Source organism: Haloarcula nitratireducens, from assembly GCF_019599505.1.
Genome location: NZ_RKLT01000008.1, coordinates 88,648 through 107,030, shown reverse-complemented (window position 1 = coordinate 107,030; position 18,383 = coordinate 88,648). Strand labels below are relative to the sequence as shown.

General features: G+C 59.8%; 20 protein-coding genes and 1 pseudogene. 14 read left to right on the top strand and 7 right to left on the bottom strand.

All coding sequences use genetic code 11. From position 1 onward, the window contains the following. Positions 1-42: 42 nt before the first annotated feature. Positions 43-639 (bottom strand): annotated as a pseudogene (locus EGH23_RS17205) (permease); the annotation flags it as partial. Between the two features lie 379 nt (positions 640-1,018). Between EGH23_RS17205 and EGH23_RS17200 the strand changes: the two are divergent. The 4 genes from EGH23_RS17200 to EGH23_RS17185 all read left to right on the top strand — a co-directional run bounded on the left by EGH23_RS17200 (position 1,019) and on the right by EGH23_RS17185 (position 3,523). Next, positions 1,019-1,591 carry a DoxX family protein gene (locus EGH23_RS17200; protein WP_220581209.1) on the top strand — a complete coding sequence of 191 codons (573 nt, stop codon included), beginning with the start codon at positions 1,019-1,021 and terminating at the stop codon, positions 1,589-1,591. 136 nt (positions 1,592-1,727) lie between these two features. Continuing rightward, on the top strand, positions 1,728-2,027 hold the full coding sequence (locus EGH23_RS26445) for a hypothetical protein (RefSeq protein WP_236044903.1): 300 nt from the start codon (positions 1,728-1,730) through the stop codon (positions 2,025-2,027). A gap of 32 nt (positions 2,028-2,059) precedes the next feature. Beyond that, positions 2,060-2,593, top strand: a complete 534-nt coding sequence (locus tag EGH23_RS17190) for an SRPBCC family protein (RefSeq protein ID WP_220581208.1) — start codon at positions 2,060-2,062, stop codon at positions 2,591-2,593. A gap of 24 nt (positions 2,594-2,617) precedes the next feature. Continuing rightward, complete coding sequence (locus EGH23_RS17185) at positions 2,618-3,523, top strand: universal stress protein (RefSeq protein WP_220581207.1); 906 nt, start codon at positions 2,618-2,620, stop codon at positions 3,521-3,523. A 12-nt stretch (positions 3,524-3,535) separates the two neighbouring features. Here EGH23_RS17185 and EGH23_RS17180 read toward each other — a convergent pair whose 3' ends face one another. The 3 genes from EGH23_RS17180 to EGH23_RS17170 are packed head-to-tail and all read right to left on the bottom strand — an operon-like array spanning position 3,536 to position 4,456. After that, complete coding sequence (locus EGH23_RS17180) at positions 3,536-3,811, bottom strand: DUF7521 family protein (protein ID WP_220581206.1); 276 nt, start codon at positions 3,809-3,811, stop codon at positions 3,536-3,538. Between the two features lie 4 nt (positions 3,812-3,815). Next, positions 3,816-4,103 carry a DUF7521 family protein gene (locus EGH23_RS17175; protein ID WP_220581205.1) on the bottom strand — a complete coding sequence of 96 codons (288 nt, stop codon included), beginning with the start codon at positions 4,101-4,103 and terminating at the stop codon, positions 3,816-3,818. Positions 4,104-4,105: 2 nt separating this feature from the next. Continuing rightward, complete coding sequence (locus EGH23_RS17170) at positions 4,106-4,456, bottom strand: ArsR/SmtB family transcription factor (protein ID WP_220581204.1); 351 nt, start codon at positions 4,454-4,456, stop codon at positions 4,106-4,108. 116 nt (positions 4,457-4,572) lie between these two features. Between EGH23_RS17170 and EGH23_RS17165 the strand changes: the two genes are divergently transcribed. Further along, the gene (locus tag EGH23_RS17165; RefSeq protein WP_220581203.1) at positions 4,573-5,220 is read left to right on the top strand and encodes a plastocyanin/azurin family copper-binding protein; all 648 of its coding nucleotides are present in this window, start codon (positions 4,573-4,575) and stop codon (positions 5,218-5,220) included. A 60-nt stretch (positions 5,221-5,280) separates the two neighbouring features. After that, entirely contained in the window at positions 5,281-5,706 is a 426-nt protein-coding gene (locus EGH23_RS17160) for a hypothetical protein (RefSeq protein ID WP_220581202.1), read from the top strand. Here the strand turns inward: EGH23_RS17160 and EGH23_RS17155 are convergent. Then, positions 5,699-6,232: a hypothetical protein gene (locus EGH23_RS17155; RefSeq protein ID WP_220581201.1), complete on the bottom strand. Its 534-nt coding sequence runs from the start codon at positions 6,230-6,232 to the stop codon at positions 5,699-5,701. The genes EGH23_RS17160 and EGH23_RS17155 overlap by 8 nt on opposite strands. A gap of 210 nt (positions 6,233-6,442) precedes the next feature. On the opposite strand from EGH23_RS17155, the gene EGH23_RS17150 reads away from it, so the two are divergent. The 6 genes from EGH23_RS17150 to EGH23_RS17125 all read left to right on the top strand — a co-directional run bounded on the left by EGH23_RS17150 (position 6,443) and on the right by EGH23_RS17125 (position 12,286). After that, positions 6,443-7,111, top strand: coding sequence for a S16 family serine protease (locus EGH23_RS17150; RefSeq protein WP_220581200.1), 669 nt, complete (start codon positions 6,443-6,445; stop codon positions 7,109-7,111). A 307-nt stretch (positions 7,112-7,418) separates the two neighbouring features. Continuing rightward, positions 7,419-8,576 carry a thiolase domain-containing protein gene (locus EGH23_RS17145; protein ID WP_220581199.1) on the top strand — a complete coding sequence of 386 codons (1,158 nt, stop codon included), beginning with the start codon at positions 7,419-7,421 and terminating at the stop codon, positions 8,574-8,576. A 2-nt stretch (positions 8,577-8,578) separates the two neighbouring features. Further along, positions 8,579-8,959, top strand: coding sequence for a Zn-ribbon domain-containing OB-fold protein (locus EGH23_RS26440; protein ID WP_236044901.1), 381 nt, complete (start codon positions 8,579-8,581; stop codon positions 8,957-8,959). Positions 8,960-8,964: 5 nt separating this feature from the next. Then, positions 8,965-11,079, top strand: coding sequence for an acetate--CoA ligase family protein (locus EGH23_RS17135; protein ID WP_220581197.1), 2,115 nt, complete (start codon positions 8,965-8,967; stop codon positions 11,077-11,079). 284 nt (positions 11,080-11,363) lie between these two features. After that, positions 11,364-12,002, top strand: coding sequence for an adenylate kinase (locus EGH23_RS17130; RefSeq protein ID WP_220581196.1), 639 nt, complete (start codon positions 11,364-11,366; stop codon positions 12,000-12,002). Between the two features lie 32 nt (positions 12,003-12,034). Beyond that, entirely contained in the window at positions 12,035-12,286 is a 252-nt protein-coding gene (locus EGH23_RS17125; protein ID WP_236044900.1) for a hypothetical protein, read from the top strand. A gap of 341 nt (positions 12,287-12,627) precedes the next feature. Here EGH23_RS17125 and phaC read toward each other — a convergent pair whose 3' ends face one another. Together phaC and EGH23_RS26435 are read right to left on the bottom strand one after the other, a co-directional pair. Continuing rightward, positions 12,628-13,944, bottom strand: a complete 1,317-nt coding sequence (phaC, locus tag EGH23_RS17120; protein WP_220581195.1) for a class III poly(R)-hydroxyalkanoic acid synthase subunit PhaC — start codon at positions 13,942-13,944, stop codon at positions 12,628-12,630. Between the two features lie 36 nt (positions 13,945-13,980). Further along, positions 13,981-14,619 (bottom strand): MaoC/PaaZ C-terminal domain-containing protein, encoded by a 639-nt coding sequence (locus EGH23_RS26435; RefSeq protein ID WP_236044899.1) that lies wholly within the window; start codon positions 14,617-14,619, stop codon positions 13,981-13,983. 240 nt (positions 14,620-14,859) lie between these two features. Here EGH23_RS26435 and acnA point away from each other — a divergent pair, with 240 nt between their 5' ends. Both acnA and EGH23_RS17100 read left to right on the top strand, forming a co-directional pair. Further along, positions 14,860-17,640, top strand: a complete 2,781-nt coding sequence (gene acnA / locus EGH23_RS17105) for an aconitate hydratase AcnA (RefSeq protein ID WP_220581194.1) — start codon at positions 14,860-14,862, stop codon at positions 17,638-17,640. Between the two features lie 161 nt (positions 17,641-17,801). Further along, positions 17,802-18,356, top strand: a complete 555-nt coding sequence (locus EGH23_RS17100; protein ID WP_220581193.1) for a DoxX family protein — start codon at positions 17,802-17,804, stop codon at positions 18,354-18,356. The last annotated feature ends 27 nt before the right edge of the window (positions 18,357-18,383 follow it).

The window sequence follows — 18,383 nt, the reverse complement described above, 5'->3', positions numbered from 1 at the left end:
TCCAGAGGCCTGTGGGTGTTGCTGTGCGAATTCGGATGGGTGCTTCTCGAACGACCGCTTGCATCGCTTCGAGCAGAACTTCAGCGTCTCGCCCCCATCGGTCGTAAGCGAGTACTCGTCTTTCCCTTCCATCCCGCAGGTCGGATCCTCGGTGATTCTCCCCTCGTCGTCTCGCTGGTTCAGTTCCTGGCGAACCTGGTCGAAGAGATTCTCGGGGAGCGTCAGATGGACGAGAAGCGCCATCACCGCGATGAGGATGACGCCACCGAGGAGCTCCGCGACGAGGAACTCCCACCCCAGGAGAATCAGAATCATCAGCCCGAGTTCGACGATGAGGTTCGTCGAGGCGAACATGAACGCGAGGAAGTTCACCGTGTGTGCTCCTTTCTTGAACAGTCCCTTCCCGATGGCGACGGCACCGAAGCTATAGCCACTACTCGCCGCGCCGAACAGCGTCGCCTTTGTGAGTCCACTCAGGTTCCCTTCTCCGAGAACGTTGGCCATCCGTTCCTTCGAGACGTAGACCTGCACGGGGCTCGTGATGACGAGCCCCATGATAATCGCCCACGCGGCTGTCCAGAGAAATCCGACACCGATCCGCAGCGATTCGAGAACCCCCTCGACGAGCGCGGCCTGCATATGTACACCATCGCAGGCATCATCTTTGTTGATTGTTCTTACAAATCAAAAACAGGGGCGTCACTTACTCATAGAATCTAAATCGTGAACTGGCTTCGTCTGGGTTCGCCGCATCGCACGGGGCCAAACGACTGCGAGGGGAGCGTATGCGGTCACTATTTGAGTCTAAATGCTGTCTGAAACCGCCGCCCACGAACTCCCGGTTACTCAGAGAGAGCGAGCGTGCATACGGGAATACATATCCATCAGATTGAGCAGACCAGCAAATCGGGAGTAGCGACCACACTCATTGGTCGGTTTCGATTCGAAGATTTCTCGCCCTGATATCCACCCCTTAATAAGTCAATTGTAATAAATTATGAATGATTCTAGCTACACTATGGCAACGACAGAAACCCTCGAAACGGAAATCTGGGGTCGTCCCGTCACGTTCGACTACTCCGAGCACTGGGTCGGATACTCACTGTTCCTCCTTCGGATCGTGATGGGGTGGACGCTCTTCCAGGGCGGCGTCACGAAGCTCGTCACGTATCTGGACGCCAACCCGGAGAACAACTGGACTGCCGCTGGCTTCCTGATGAACGCCGTCCCGGAAGGCAATCCGCTGATGGGGTTCTGGGGGAGTATGGCCGGTAACCCCCTCATCGACCAGCTGAATATGTGGGGGCTCACGTTGACCGGACTCGCACTTATTTTGGGTGCGCTCGTCCGCTGGAGCGCCTTCTGGGGTGCGGTGATGATGCTGTTCTACTGGCTCGCGTCGCTGACCGGCGGGCTTCTGGCAGGGCTTCCAGTCGCCCACGGGTGGGTCGTCGACGACCACATCGTGTACGCCGTCCTACTGTTCGGGCTGGGCGCGTTCGGTGCTGGGCGGATTCTCGGGCTGGATGCCTATCTCGAAGACCTCGAGATCGTGCAGTCCAATCCGTGGCTCCGGTATCTGCTCGGGTGATTCGAAAGGAAGCCTCGAAAACGTCCTCCTGTCCCGTTTTCGTATGTCGACGAAACGTCGGTGAATCCCCTACCGTGGGGATTGCTTTCGAATCGTAACGACAATCGCATTGAATGATGCCGACGTATCATTAGATATGAGCACGACTACCAGCAACACCGCAAACCGTACTGACCGGGCTGAGGATGCAGTCCGAGAACTGAACGCGATTGCGCTCGGGGCATCCGGAGCGATTGTCGCAGCAGCCGTGATGCTACTGCTCGGTGTCTTCGGTGCTGTCGGAGTGTACGAGGGCGCGGTAGCGATGATGGAACAGTGGCACCTGTTCTTCGAGCCGACCGTCGTCGGGACGGTGGCGGGTATGGTCGAGGCAGCTGTCATTAGCTTCGTTCTCGTGTACGCCTTCGCGTGGTTGTACAACGCGCTCGCACGGTGAGCGAAGAAAGAATGAGAGCGTGAGAGACCACCATGTACGTCACCGACAACGCCGAAATCGTCATCGACGCATCGCCCGAGGAGATCTGGGACTACGTAACTGACCCCGTCCACTGGACGGCATCGAACCCCGAGGAACACTACGGACTCGAGTACGACACACCCAATAATCGCCCACAGGAGGGTGCGACATTTCACCAAGCGGAAGAAGTCGCTGGGATGTACGCCGACCTGCACGGTCGATTTCAGTACATCGATCATCCACACGTGGCGGTCTGGACTGGGACAGCGTACTATCCGGTTCTTCGTGGACTTTTCACTGTTCGAATCCCCGAAGGTGGTACGATTCGGCTCGAAGAAACCGAGGATGGAACCCGGATGTCACACGCCGTCTGGATGGACTTCCCGAACAACCGTCGGGGTCGGCTGCTAAAACGGCTCTTCACCACCGTTCTCGACGGGAAGGCCAAACTCTACGACCACACCAACAAGGAGCTCGTCTTCTTCAAGGAACGCATCGAGTCGACAGCACATGAGCCGCCAAAACCGAGGGACGAGAGCTCGTAGCAACATCAACGCACACATCCAACCATGTACACCGATATCCTCATCCCGACCGATGGAAGCGATAACGTCGAGCCTGCAATCCAGTGTGGACTTGAGCTCGCTCGCCGATACGACGCAACCGTCCACGCCCTCCACGTCGTCGACAGTTCGCCGATAGAACGAAAGCTGGAACTGACCGCGCTGGAAACCGACCTGGAGACACTCCCAGACACGTGGTACGACGCCGGTGATGCCGCCACCCAGGAGATCGCAACTCGAGCCGCAGAACATGGTCTCGACGCGGTAACTGAGGTTCGCCGTGGCATTCCAGCGCGTGAAATTCATTCCTACATCACCGATACCGGGATCGACCTCGTCTGTATGGGAACCCGAGGACACACTGGTCTCGACCGAGTCCTGCTCGGCAGTGTAACGACCCGAATCGTTCGCACTGTCGATATTCCCGTTCTCAGCGTCAAGCCAAAGCCGATGGAGGCGCTATCAGAATCCGAGACCCAGGGAGGCTTTGAGAATATCCTCGTCCCGACTGACGGGAGTAAGCCCGCACGAGAGGCAGTCACTCACGCTCTTGATTTGGCTCGGACGTACGATGCGACACTTCATGCCCTCTACGTTGTGGATAGAGGTGCCTACGCGTCTCGTCCGGGATGGACGTGGGACGAACTGCGGCGAGTACTGGAGCAAAACGGGGAGACTATCGTCGAAGACGTCCAGTCCCGGGCAGCTGCCGACGGTGTTTCAGTCGTTGCTGAGATCACCCACGGCGTTCCTCATCAGGTAATAGGGGCATACTGCGATGAACACGGAATCGACCTCGTCGTGATGGGAACACACGGACGGTCCGGTCTTTCACGACGGCTCATCGGGAGTGTGACCGAGCGGGTTCTCCGGAACTCGGATGAGCCAGTGTTGACTATTCGAGGAGTGTAGACGCGGCTTGAGCTACCGGCGAAGCGAGATGAGGAGGACCACGAATCCGAGCCCGATGGCGACCGATTCGATGATGTGGACAAGAGCGAGATCAAGCCCCCCGAACTCGAACAATACTCCTTCAATGAACACACCAAGAGTGATGATTCCAAAGCCAATTGCAGCATTTCGCATATAGTACGCACCCGTTCGTCGATACGCCTTGAAACTGTAGTACGTGATCAGGATACCGAGTGCGAGTACGAGCAAGCGGACGCCGATCAGAACCGCCGTCGTTGTCGCGACCACCCGATTACTCCTCCATTTCTTTGGTGTCGCGTCCGTATAGCGCGTACAGGACACAGAGCATACCGACAGCCACGATGATGGTCGCTACCGTGCCCGAGTCGGAGAGTGTGAGTCCGACCACGTCGAACAAGAGACCCTCGATGACGGCCCCGAAACTGATGAAGACGAAGCCAATCGCGACATAGAGCAGTGGTCGGCTGTTGTTCCGACGGTAGCCCCGGTACGCCTGATAGGCGATCAGGAATCCCAGAACCATTGTAACGAGCTTTGCAACGATGAGTCCAGGGTGCATGGTTATTCGTTCCTCATAGTATCCCAAATGCGCGTAAAGCGGTCGGCGGCGTCTTCTCGAAGTTCGATACGGACGTCGAATCCCGACTCGAGGAGCTGGATGTCGACGCGGTCGAGTTGGGCTTCGTATTCGCTGTAGTGGTGCCCATCCGGATCGATGTGCGTTCGCTCGATAAGCAGATCGTACTCCAGTAACGTGTTGACCCGTCTGGACACAGTCGAGACTGACATATCGCACACTTCGCTGAGTTCCTTGGCGGACATCTGTTTTCGGCGAGTCGCCTCGAGGATGGCGCGTGCATAGTCGTCGTCAAGGATTTCGAGGATCCCCGAGATATCTCGCTCCTCACTCACAGTCAGTGTTATTGTGAAAGAGTATATAAAGAAACGCCGATTTGCTGACCCAGCAAATCTGCTTTCCGGACTATGTCCCCCGAGTGTGTAGGTTCACCTGTAAGGTGACCGATGCCATGACCGACTCACTCTCACGTCGACGGATGCTCCAGCTGACTGGCGGTGCGGCAGTCGTTGGGCTTGCCGGGTGCACTGGAACGCAGAACAACGATGGCGGAGCGGCAAACGGCACGCCGACTGAGACTGGCCACGACGATAGCGGTACGGAGTCCGGTCACAGCGACGACGAGGATGGCCACGACGAAGCAGTCGGGGCACCGTCCGATACGGCCGAGGTGCGGATGATCACCGAGGACGGCGGCTACCACTTCGAGCCACACGTCGTGCGGGTGAACGTCGGGGGAACCGTCACCTGGCACAACGAAAGCGGTAGTCACTCGACGACCGCCTACCACCCCGACAACGATCAGCCCCAGCTCTCGCCCGACGGCGCGGCCGCGTGGGACAGCGGCATCGTCTCCGAGCAGGGTGCGACGTTCGAGCACACCTTCGAGACCGAGGGCGTCTACCACTACTACTGCACGCCCCACGAGACGCTCGGAATGATCGGCAGCGTCATCGTCGGCGAGCCCGACCCCCACGAGCAGGTCGCCCTCGAAGAGCCGCCGGCCGACAAGCCCGAGCGCGTCCGTGAGAAGCTCGACGAGCTGAACGGGATGATCCGGACGGCGCTCGGCGACGACCACGAAGAGGACAGCCAGTAGACCCACATAGCTTTCCCACCGTAGCAAGCACTTCTCATCAGGACCGAGGAGCGTCGACGGATGGGTATTTCAACACAGCAACAAGATCGACCACTCGCGCTCTGGGCACTCATCGCGACGATTGGTGTGCTCGGCGTGTCGGGACTCGCTGGCGGAGGCCAGTTCATCCTCGCTCCCTCAGGGCGTCTTATCGGTATCTCGCCGACGCTTCTGGCTGGCTCCCCGTTCGAGAGCTATCTGGTTCCCGGTCTCGTCCTCTTCAGTCTCCTCGGTGTGTTCCCGCTGGTCGTCGTGTACGGTCTCTTCCGTCGAAAACGATGGGCGTGGCCGGCGGCCATCGCCGTCGGCGTCGCGCTCGTCGTCTGGGTCCTCGTCGAAGGAGTCGTCATCGGATTCGGGAAACGGTTGCAGTATCCCCACCTCGTTCAGGGTGTGGTGATCGTCGGTCTTGCAGTATTTCCCTCTGTTCGAGCGGCTCTCAAATGAGTACGTTGTACCCGATGTGGGCGAGCGAAAGTGCGAGATATCCGAGCACGAGCGCCGCTAGGGTTCGTCGCGAAAGCGATGGAAGCCCTATATCGTCGGAGCCGTGAATCCGCTCACCGAGCGCGTACGCGAATCGCCCGGCGAGTAACGCGAACGGCAGGTGAACGAACACCAGCGGGAGCACGAGCGAGTCGAACCGGACTGTCGCCTCCAGCCGCGACAGGTACTCGAGTTTGAGCACGAATTCGAGGAGCGCAACGGTCAGCCCGGAGGCCACGGTCGCGAGCAACCCCTCTGTTTTCGAGAGGAGCTGGCCTCGCCAGTAACTCCAGCCGTAGAAGACGAGTATCAATGGGACGAACCGGACGAATGCCTCCTCGACGAGTCCGACCAGAAGTGTCCAGGTCGCGACGGTCGTCGCTCCGAGCAAGAGAAGTTCGAACTGGTAGGCGATCCACACGCCGACCCCGGTCACGACGCTGCTCACGCCCACGAGCCCGACCAGTGACCGATACCGGAGTGTCATGAGTGGTGACGAGACTGTGTCTATACATCAGCGCGCACCGAAATAGGCGTACCCTGTTCGAAACGCGTACACGAAGAGCCTTTATTACTGCACCCCTGTTACAGAGTACCACGGATACCCAGCGTAGCCACGCACCATACTGCTATGCCCACCGATGACTCCGCGTCCGTCTCTCGCCCGTCCGATACGGAAAGAGACGTTGTAGGACGGGTGGAAGAGACGATTCTGTCACGGCGAGGGTTCCTCGCAGGGCTCGGCTTGGGGGGCGTCGTCGGCGCTGGGGTGGTTCTCGGTCTCACGCGAGCGGGAGAAGGGTTTCAGTCGCTGGCAACGCTTGCGGGTGGGGCCACGCTTCCCGCACCAACACGGTACTATCTCCCAGCAGTCGACGGTTCCGATAGCGGCCTCGTGATCCCGGTGACATTCGAGTTCGCCGAGGGGGAGGGCGAGTTGTTTGTGAATTTGAATGAGATTGAAGTCCGTCATGATCTCCAGCTCGCACTTCGTGAAGCGATCACGACAGCCACACGTCTTACCGACAGTTCACTCGGCAACACGGCGACGCACGTCACGTTCGATCCGCCCACGTCCGGCGTGCTCGCACTTCGCGGGAAGAGTTGGGAAGCTGGACTCACGGTTGCCCTCGTCGCCAGCCTCCGTCGGCAGTCGCTCACCCCGGAGACGCTCATCACGGGAATCGTCGACGACGAGGGAGCGTTGCTTCCCGTTGGGGAGATCGAGACGAAAGCCCGTGCAGCACGAGCTGTCGATGCACAAGCACTGATCATTCCGGCGGGCGAACCGACGGAAGTGGCTGTTCAGGGACTCCGGATCGTCAGGGAACGCTCGATCTCGGAGGCACTCGATCGGATTCTGTGACCGAAAAATATCCCGTGATTGACTACGTCGAGTGCGTGCGTTGCCCAGTTCTTGCGATTGCTCGAGTGCAATGATTCAAGAACTGGATCAGCTAACCTCATAGTATGGTCAAGGCCGATCCTTTCGACGCGAACGTGAGTTCACGTTCAACGGGCACGCCTACCGAATAGCGGACCTTACTGCTCTCGAAGAAGCGGGCCTCTTCGAACTGGACCGTTTCCGGTCAGCAATCGAGTACTCCTTGAATCCATCTTCCGGAACGTCGGCGGTATCATTAATCACCCTGTCGTAGTAGTATAGCACGATCATGGCCGTGACAATTGCGAGCGCAGCGAGTACGAAATACGGGACGCACTCGGAGTCCTCGTCGCGCGAACTGTTCGGTGAAGCAGCCCTCAAGGCATTCAACGATACTAGTATCGGGCCCAATGACCTCGATGCGGTCTACGTAGGGAATTTCATGGGCGATCTCATCGAAGACCAGGGACACATGGGAGCACTTCTGGCGGACCACATCGGGGCTCGCGAGGCGGCGTCGGTTCGTATCGAGAGCGCCTGTGCTTCCGGCGGAGCGACCATCCGTCAGGCAATACTAGCTATCGAGTCGGGGGCGGCCGACGCGGTGCTCGCGGGTGGGGTCGAACTCATGTCCGTCGCAGACATCGAGCACGTGACCGACGCTCTCGCCAACGCGGCCGACGATATCTACGAGAACGAACAGGGGCTAACGTTCCCTGGTATCTACGCGCTCATGGCCCGGCGCTACATGCACGAATTCGACGCGACACGCGAGGAGATGGCCGCCGTCTCGGTCAAGAACCACGCCAACGCGGTCGATAACCCTCTCGCACAGTTTCAGAAGAAACTCTCCGTCGAAGAGGTAGTGGAGTCGAAACCAATTGCGACGCCACTCACCCTCTACGACGCGTGTCCGGTCTCTGATGGGGCCAGTGTTGCCATCGTGGTTAGCGACGAGTTTGCAGCGAAGCAGAGCCTCGACACGTCAGTCACCGTTCTTGGGACTGGCCAGTCGAGCGACGCCGTCGCACTGCAGGACCGCTCGGCAATCACCCAGACGCCAGCGGCCGAGCGTGCCGCCGAGGCGGCGTACGAAGACGCAGGTATTACGCCCGACGATATCGACGTAGCTGAAGTCCACGACTGCTTCACCATCGCGGAGATCTTGGCACTCGAGGCGCTCGGCTTCTACGAGCCAGGCGAGGGAGTACGCGGGGCGGTCAAGGGCGAAACCGCACTGGACGGCTCTCTCCCGGTCAACACGTCGGGTGGCCTTCTCGGAAAGGGCCATCCAGTCGGGGTGACCGGCGTCGGCCAGATAGTCGAACTGACGAAACAGCTTGAGGGACGGCATCCGAACCAGGTCGCCGACGCCGAGGTCGCGCTCGCGCACAACGTCGGTGGCAGCGGTGCGAGCACGACGGTGACGATTCTCGGGGGTGCGTGAGCATGCCCGCGTGGTTTGATACCTTCACGGAGACGATTGCGTCGGGCGAACAACGGTATCTCTCATGTGAAGCGTGCGGAGATGCGACGCTCCCACCCCGTCAGCTCTGTCCCAGTTGTGGCTCCACCGAGTTAACCCGAGAACCGCTCTCTAACCGTGGCGAGATCGTGTCGTTCACCGAGATCTCGGTCACGATTCCAAAGTTCCACGGGGAGGCCCCGTACACTGTCGTCCTCGCTGAACTGGACGACGAGGTCACCCTTACCGGACAGCTCCGGGACGCGACGGCCGACGATATCGCCATCGGTGACGAGGTCGCCCTCGGCACGGAGACACTCAATGACGGCCTGGCACTCATCACGTTCCGTCCGGTGGGGGTATGATGACGATGACCGATCTATCAGGACTCTTCGCCCCAGAACGCGTCGTAGTCATCGGTGCGACTGACCGAGAAGGATCGGTCGGCCGAGCGCTGCTGGAGAATCTGTCGACGTTCGAAGGAGAGATACTCCCCGTCAACCCCAACCGCGAGACGGTACTGGGCGAGCAGTGCTACCCGGGGATCGATGCAGTTCCAGATACATCCTCGAGTGATTTGGCCGTCGTCGCGGTGCCGGCTTCAGGGGTGGTCGACGTCGTCCGTCAGATTGCGGACGCCGATCTCAAGAACGTCGTCGTCATCACGGCAGGATTCAGCGAATCCGGAGACCGAGGCCGACAGCGAGAACAGGAACTGATCGAGGTCGCTGAGGAGTACGATCTCAATCTGGTCGGCCCCAACTGTGTCGGTCTCATCTGCACAGTCAGCGGATTGAACGTGACGTTCGCCCAGGGGCGTCCCCCAGCGGGGAACATCTCGCTGATGAGCCAGTCGGGCGCGTTCATCGCGGCGGTGCTAGGCTGGGCGGCCCAGCATGGTGTCGGATTCAGGCACGTCGTCTCGCTCGGCAACGAGGCCGTCCTCGACGAGGTCGACTTCATCGCCGAGTGGGGCGACGATCCGGACACCGACGTCATTCTGGCGTATCTCGAGGACGTCGACGATGGCCAGCGATTCATCGAAACGGCCCGCGAGGTGACAAAACACACACCGATTGTGGTCATCAAATCTGGCCGGACAGAGGCGGGCGCCGAGGCCGCGGCTTCGCACACCGGATCGATCGCCGGAAGTGACGAAGCCTACACCGCTGGACTCCATCAGGCAGGGACTCTCCGTGCGATGAACATCCAAGAGGTGTTCGATTTCGGGCAGGTACTCGCCGGACAACCCCTCCTGGACCACGACGAGGTGGCGATCATCACGAACGGTGGGGGGCCGGGCGTGCTGACTGCCGACGCTATCGGTGAGTCGCGACTGACGATTGCCGACTTCGGAGACGAGGTGAGCGCCGACCTCGCGGAACTGCTTCCCGAGGAGGCCGACGTGACGAACCCGCTGGACATCATCGGCGACGCAGATTTGGCCCGCTTTCGACAGACGCTCGATATCGTCCTCGGTGCCGATACTGTGGGTGGTGCGGTCGTCCTCTCCGTCCCGACGGCCCTCTTTGACTTCGAGGAACTGGCCGACGCTCTCGGTGATCTCCAGAAACGGCACGAGAAACCGGTCGTGGCCTGTTTGATGGGCGGAGAAGAAGCGAACCATGCAGCCGACATACTGGAGACATACGGCATCCCCAACTATTTCGATCCCGCCCGAGCGGTGCCGGGCCTCGCGGCACTCGCCGAGTATCGGGACGTGACGGAACGAGCGTACGAATCCCCGGCGGAGTTCGATGTCGATCACGAGCGGGCTAGCCGGATACTGGCGGAAGCAGTCGACCGCGACGTCGAGTACCTCGGGGTCGAAGCGATGGATCTACTCGATGCGTACGGTATTCCGACTCCAGCAGGCGGTCTCGCCGAGAGTGCCGCGGATGCCGAGGCGATTGCAGCGGAGATCGATGGCCCGGTCGTCATGAAGATCGTCAGTCCCGACATCATCCACAAATCGGATATGGGTGGCGTTGAGGTGGGTGTGCCAATCGAGGAGGTTCAGGATACCTACCAGTCGATCCACGAACGGGCGACCGATCACGAACCCGACGCGACCGTCATCGGCGTACGAGTCGAAGAACTCGTCGACCCGGACGAGAGCACGGAGACGATCGTGGGTGCGAAGCGCGACGCGCAGTTCGGTCATCTCGTGATGTTCGGGTTGGGCGGGATCTTCGTCCAGATCTTCGAGGACACGTCGTTCCGTGTTGCGCCGGTGAGTGATCGCGAAGCCCGCGACATGACTGCGGAAATCCAAGCAGCCCCCATGCTTCGGGGCGCTCGCGGACGGACGCCTGCGGATCTCGATGCCGTCGTGGAAACTATCCAGCGTGTGTCTCAACTGGTCACCGACTACCCGGCAATCACCGAACTCGACGTCAATCCGCTCGTCGTGTCGCCGGATGGCGTCCACGCGGTCGATTTGCGACTGACAGTAGATAGTGAGGAACTGTTGTCGGGGTATTGACAATCTCGTCTTCCCCTACCGCTCGCTCACATTGCTCGCTCGCGGTTGAGAAGAGGGTCTCCGCGCTACTGCACAGGTGAAGTACGTCTGACTGAATTGATTTTCTGATTTCTGGAAAATCAAGTGGCGAGCGTACTGGCGATGAGGCCGTCCATTATCCGAAAAACAGGTGCAAAACCCTCCCTCAACGAGCGCCTTTGGCGCGAGCAGGGTGGGGAGGATGTCAACAGACAAACAACGGCGATACCTGCAAGCTCTTTGAGGCCACGCTTCGATGAACCGATATGAGCGAGAGCCAACCGAACGTGTTGTTGCTCGGGCCACCGGGTGCGGGCAAGGGAACCCAAAGCGTGAACGTCGCCGAAGAATACGACGTGCCACACATCACGACGGGCGACGCGCTCCGGGCGAACAAGGACATGGAGACCGAGTACGGCACGCCCCGTGAGTTCATGGAGGCGGGCGAACTCGTCCCCGACCCCGTGGTGAACGAAATCGTTGCCGAGGCGCTCTCGGGCGGTGAGGGCTACGTGCTCGATGGGTATCCACGCAACACCGAACAGGCCGAGTATCTCGCGGACATCACCGCCCTCGACGTGGTCTGTCTGCTTGCGGTGAGCGAATCGGAAATCATCAAGCGCCTAACCGGGCGGCGAGTCTGTAAAGAGTGTGGCGCGAACTATCACGTCGAGTTCAATCCTCCCAAGGAAGAAGGAGTCTGCGACGAGTGTGGCGGCGAGTTAATCCAGCGCAAGGACGACACCGAGGATACAGTCAAAGAGCGGATTCGGGTCTATCACGAGAGCACCGAGCCGATGGTCGAATACTACCGCGAGGCGGGCGTGCTCGAAGAAATCGACGGTGACGGAACACCCGAGGAAGTCTGGGCAGAGCTACGAGAAACCATCGACGCGGCGATCTGAGTGGTTGTCGCACTCGTCCTCGGATAGTGGTCATGATGTACGCCACCAAGGCCAGTAGCCTCCGGTTGGCCGGCCGGATCGAACTCTTCGAGGCGGATCTCGTCGCTCTTCTTAAGACGGTCGTCGTCGAGATCGCCGCCCTTACGCTCGTCGACAGGCTGTTCCCGAGTGGGTTGCGGCGGCCGCCACCGTCGTCGCCCGCAAGACCGGGGACCCGCTGCTGTCGCTCGCGGCCGGCGTCGTCCTCGTACTGGCAATCAATTGATATTCTCCCACGCCTGTGAAGCCGTGGGTATTTCACCTGTCCTTCGTAAAAGACAAGTTCGAGTTCTGAATAACCAGAGAGCCGTTGCGAGTTCGGATTGACACTAGAGCTTATGCCAGTTGATTCCCTCAGTCATAGGTAATGCTCCAGTGCTACATCTGCGAGACACCATGTGCGAAAGATGACGACAGCTTCGTATGCACGAGCTGTGGCATTCGTTGCCATCAACATTGCATGGATGAATACGAAACTGACACCTGTCCAAAATGTGTTGGTGAACCAATGATCGGAGCAATCGAATTCTAATCCACCTCGACCGAGGATCGAAACCACCCTCTGAGGTCACTGCTCGTCACGGTGTCACTTCGCCTGCTCGACCCACGAAGTAAGCCGTTGTTCCGGGATGTCGAGCTGTGCCGCGAGCTTCGATGGGTTTGCGGCTATCAGCTGCTCTACCGTCTCTATTCCAGCCTCACGCAATCGGTCTGCATACGCCGGTCCGATCCCGTTGAGGTCTTGTACCGCATCCACTCGCTTAGAGAGCCCTCCATCCGTACCGGGTTCTGTCCGAGTTCGCTGTTTCTCTGTCTGCTGTGATCGTGATCGCTCCGCGAACCAGGTCGCCACTCGCGGCCACAGGTCGGCGTGTGCTTTCCCCGAGACGGCCATCCCGACGTGTCCGGCCGGGAACTCGAATATATCGGTCTCCTCGCTCGGAATCACGTCACTAAACGGTTTGCTCGCTTCGGGCGGGATGAGGTGATCGAACGAGCCGACGATCTGTAACACCGGCATCGTGAGGTTCTCGATGTCGACGTGATGCCCATCGAGGTAGAGGTCATTCCGATAGAGTTTGTTCTTCTGATAGATGTCTTCGATGAACTGGCGGTACGCTTCCCCGGCGACGTCTACCCCATCGCGGACCCACCGCTCCATTCGGGCGAAAAACTCGACTTGGGCTTCGTCCTCTAGGTTGTCGTAGAGTCGGACGTACTTCGTGACGTAGTTGTCGACGGGATCCATCTGCGCGAAGCCGACTGCGAGGAATTCGGCGGGGACGTTTCCGAACGTCTCCGTCACCGTCGCCGGGTCATACTGTTCGCTGCTGCCCCACTGTTCGAGGATTCCTCCCGTGTCATCGAAGCAAAGCCCTGTAGCCATCAGTCCGAGATTGCGGACTTTCTCCGGGTGGAGTGCAGCGTACATAGTGCTCATTGTTCCACCCATGCAGTAGCCGAGGATGTTGACGTCATCGAGTCCATCACGCTCGCGAATGGCATCCACGCAGGTGTCGATGTATCGGTTGACGTAGTCGCCGAGCGAGAGACTCGCATCCAGTCTCGAAGGTTCGTTCCAGTCGATCAGATAGACGTCGAACCCGTTTTCGAGCAATCGTCGGACGACGCTCTTGTCCGGCTGTAAGTCGAGGATGTAGGACCGATTGATCAGCGCGTAGACGACCAGTATCGGCACGTTGTGTTGCTCGTCCGTGAGCGGCTCGTAGTGTAGCAGCTCGAACTGAGGGGTGGTGTACACGACCTCACTCGGGGTTTGCCCGACTTCGACCTCAGCCATTCGTTTGGCGCGTTGGGGTGCGACTGTGGCTTTCTTGACGGACTCAGCGGTGTGTTTGATGGTACGTCGTTGCAGATCTAAGGGGAAGGTGAACGGATTCATGGTTCGCGTATTGTGGCGGGATACCGTGTGTACTCGTCACTCAGGGAGTTCATCGATCAGGACGGTCGCCGTCCCGTGGATGACGATCTCGTCGTCCTCGTTCTCGATCCGGGTCGTTATCCGGTACTTGTCGTCTTCCAGGTCCTCGATAATCTCACAGGTAGCTGTCAGCGTAGCATCGATGTCGACCGGGCGTTTGAATTCGAGGTTCTGCGAGATGTAGATCGTCACCCCCGGGAAACACGCGAGGGCGGCACTGATCATTCCGGAAACGAGCGTCCCGTGTGCGATCCGGCGGCCAAATCGCGTCTTCTCGGCGAACGCGTCGTTGAGGTGGAGTGCGTTGGTATCACTCGTCGCCTCGGCGAACTTACGTACGTCGTCTTCCGTGAGGGTCTTTGTGAACGTTACCCGGTCACCGATTCCTAGCGAGCCGGGTGTTTGGATCGAAAGATCGAACTCGCCCTTCGCTCGGCCATACGGAAGTCGCGGAACGGCCGTACCCTGTACCTCACTGAGATGAGGGTGTGGCGTCTGAAGCTGTTTCTCCGGATCTTCCTCGAAGAGCGCCTTGCAGTCGTCCGAGCAGAAGTAATAGGTCGTCCCCTCGTGCTCGACACGTGCTTCGGCATCTGCTGTACTCACTTCCATGCCGCAAACTGGATCGGTCGGCATACGTCCGTGCAGATACACCGAGAACGCCCATTAATCCTCACCCACAACTCTCGGTCAACACGTTGCAGTACCCCACGACTCTCGTGATTCCGAACGGTGCTTACGGGATGGCAGTGTTGTGGAGGTGTTCGACGCGGCGCACGGCGGTTGTGCTCAGGATTGCTTCGAGTTTGGGTCTGGTTACACTTGCCCCCATCAACAGTGGCACTATTCAAGGGTCTGTTCGCCGTATCGTGAAACATGGCCGACTCTAACCCCTTCGATGCGATTCGCGAATTCGAGTTCGATGGAACCTCCTACCGGATGGCGGATCTCACTGCCCTCGAAGAGGCGGGACTCTGCGAACTGGACCGTCTCCCGGTTAGCATCCGAGTCCTGCTTGAATCCGTTCTCCGGAACGTCGACGGTGACACCATCACCGCCGAGGACGTTCGGAACGTCGCCTCCTGGGAACCTGACGTTCCGGATGTCGAGCTCCCGTTCACACCGTCGCGGGTCGTCTTGCAGGACCTCACCGGTGTTCCTGCCGTCGTCGACCTCGCAGCGCTCCGCTCCGCAGTTGACCGGAAGGGAAAGGATTCTGCCGTCGTCGAGCCAGAGATTCCAATCGACCTCGTGATCGACCACAGCGTACAGGTCGACTTCTTCGGGAGCGAGGACGCCTACGAGCGCAACGTCGAATTGGAGTACGAACGCAACAGCGAGCGCTATCGAGCGCTCAAGTGGGCACAGCAGGCGTTCGACGACTTCCGCGTTGTCCCGCCGGGGACGGGCATCGTCCACCAGGTGAACCTCGAGTATCTGGGTCGCGTCGTCCACGCTCGTGAGCGCGACGGCGAGAACTGGCTCCTCCCCGATACGCTCGTCGGCACGGACAGCCACACGCCGATGATCGGCGGCATCGGCGTCGTCGGCTGGGGCGTCGGCGGCATCGAAGCTGAGGCCGCCATGCTCGGCCAGCCCATCACGATGAAACTTCCCGAAGTCGTCGGCGTCCGTCTCACCGGCGAACTTCCCGAAGGAGCCACAGCGACTGATCTCGTCCTGCACGTCACGGAGCAGCTCCGCGAAGTCGGGGTCGTCGACCGCTTCGTCGAGTTCTTCGGCCCCGGCGTGGCGAACCTCACGGTCCCCGACCGGGCCACTATCGCGAATATGGCCCCTGAGCAGGGCTCGACCATCTCGATGTTCGGCGTCGACGAGGCGACGTTGGACTACCTCGAACTCACGGGACGTGACGAGGAGCACATCGAACTCGTTCGCGAATATCTCGATGCACAGGGGCTGTTCGGTGAACAGAACCCCGAGTACACCGAAACGGTCGAACTCGATCTCTCGACGATCACGCCGAGTCTAGCAGGACCGAAGCGGCCCCAGGATCGCGTCCCGATGGACGACATGCAGACGCACTTCAGGGGGCTGGTCCACGGCGAATTCGAGGACGAACTCGACGACGTCGACGAGGACGCACTCACCCGGTGGCTCGGTGAAAGCAGTGCGCCCGACACTGACCGACCTGACCCCGACTTTCGGGGGCCGGATGTTGGCGACCTCAACAAACGGGTTGAGGTCGCCGTGAACGGCGAGACGACCGAGATCGGCCACGGAAGCGTCGTGGTTAGCGCTATCACCAGCTGTACGAACACGTCGAACCCGTCTGTGATGCTCGCGGCGGGCCTCCTCGCTCGCAACGCTGTCGAGCGTGGGCTCGACGTCCCCGCATACGTCAAGACGAGTCTCGCGCCCGGCAGTCGCGTCGTCACCGAATATCTCGAAGCGTCGGGACTACTCCCGTACCTCGAGGACCTCGGCTACAACGTCGTCGGCTACGGCTGTACGACCTGTATCGGGAACGCCGGGCCGCTCCCCGAGCCCATCGAGCGCGCAATCGATGCCGAGGACCTCTGGACGACGAGCGTCCTCTCGGGCAACCGCAACTTCGAGGCACGCATCCATCCGAAGGTGCGAGCGAACTACCTCGCCAGTCCGCCGCTCGTGGTCGCCTACGGCCTGGCCGGTCGGATGGATATCGATCTCGAACACGACCCGCTTGGGACGGACGATAACGGCAATCCAGTCTACCTCTCGGACATCTGGCCCGGCGCCGACGAGATCCACGCGGCGGTTCACGACAGCGTCGACTCGTCGATGTTCGAGGAGAAGTACGCGGAGGTATTCGAGGGTGACGAGCGGTGGGAAGCGCTCGATGCGCCGAGCGGTGACGTTTACGAGTGGGACGACTCCTCGACGTATATTCGCGAGCCGCCCTTTTTCAAGGACTTCCCGCTAGAGAAACCGGGCGTTACAGACATCGAACACGCCAGCACGCTGATGCTGCTCGGTGACACGGTCACGACCGACCACATCAGCCCGGCGGGCCCGTTCTCTCGCGAGCAACCGGCCGGTGAGTGGCTCGTCGACCAGGGCGTCGAACCCCACGAGTTCAACACGTACGGCGCCCGCCGGGGCAACCACGAGGTGATGATGCGTGGTACGTTCGCCAACGTCCGCATCGAGAACGAGATGCTCGACGACGTTGAGGGCGGCTACACGATTCACCAGCCGACGGGCGAGCAGACGACTGTCTTCGAGGCGAGCCGCCGCTATCGAGAGGACGACACGCCGCTCGTCGTGTTCGCCGGCGAGGAACTCGGCACTGGGTCGAGTCGCGACTGGGCCGCGAAGGGGACCGACCTCCTGGGCGTTCGTGCCACTATCGCCGAAAGTTACGAACGGATCTTCCGAGACAACCTCGTCGGCATGGGTGTCCTCCCACTCCAATTCGCCGAGGGCGACTCGTGGGAATCGCTCGGTCTCGATGGCTCGGAACGGGTTGCGATTCACGGCCTTGACGACGGCCTCGACGTGAACGACGATCTCACAGTCGTTGCAGAACGCACCGACGGCCCGACGGTGGAATTCCCGGTCACGGCGCAGGTTGGGACGCCTGCAGCAGTTCGATACGTCGAAAACGGAGGCATCCTCCACCTCGTCCTCCGACGGTTACTTTCTCAAGGGTAACTCCACCACTTTAGTACCTCCCGACGAACTCCAAGCTGATCGGTGACTGTCGGAAGTGATCCACCGCGCAGCCAGCTTCTGGTCCCAGAGGAAGTGTTACACTCTACCGAAACTGGCAGGGGAGCGCATCTTTATGTGATATCGACGATTCAGTCTGCGGTATGTCATCACGAGAGATTCAATTAGAAAGCACAATTGGCGGATTTACAGCGAGCGGGAAGCTTCACACCCTGAGCGTCTGGTTCATTCTTGCACTTCGACTGATGATGGGGGTCGCGTTCTTCCAGAGCGGTGTAGATAAGGTTCTCTCTGGGGAGTTCAGTGCTGGAGGCTACCTAACGGGGGCTGTCCCGAACAATGGGAGTCCACTTGCAGATATATTCGTCGCGATGGGGAACACGCCGAGGTTCGTTGAGTTCGTGAATGTTGCGGTGCCGTGGGGTGAGGTACTCATCGGGCTCGGACTAATTGTCGGCGCATTCACCCGTCTGGCGGCCTTTTGGGGAGCGTTCATGATGCTCCTCTTTTACTTCGGGAACTGGGACATCGCACACGGCTACATCAACGGGGACTTCGCGTACATGCTCGTTTTCCTCTCTGTCGCCGCTTTCGGCGCAGGACGTATCCTCGGTCTTGATGCGTATATTGAACAGTACAAGGTTGATGGTGTACCACTCGTGGAACGGTATCCCTGGACCCGATACCTTCTGGGATGAGTTATTTACTCTGGTAGAGAATTGGCC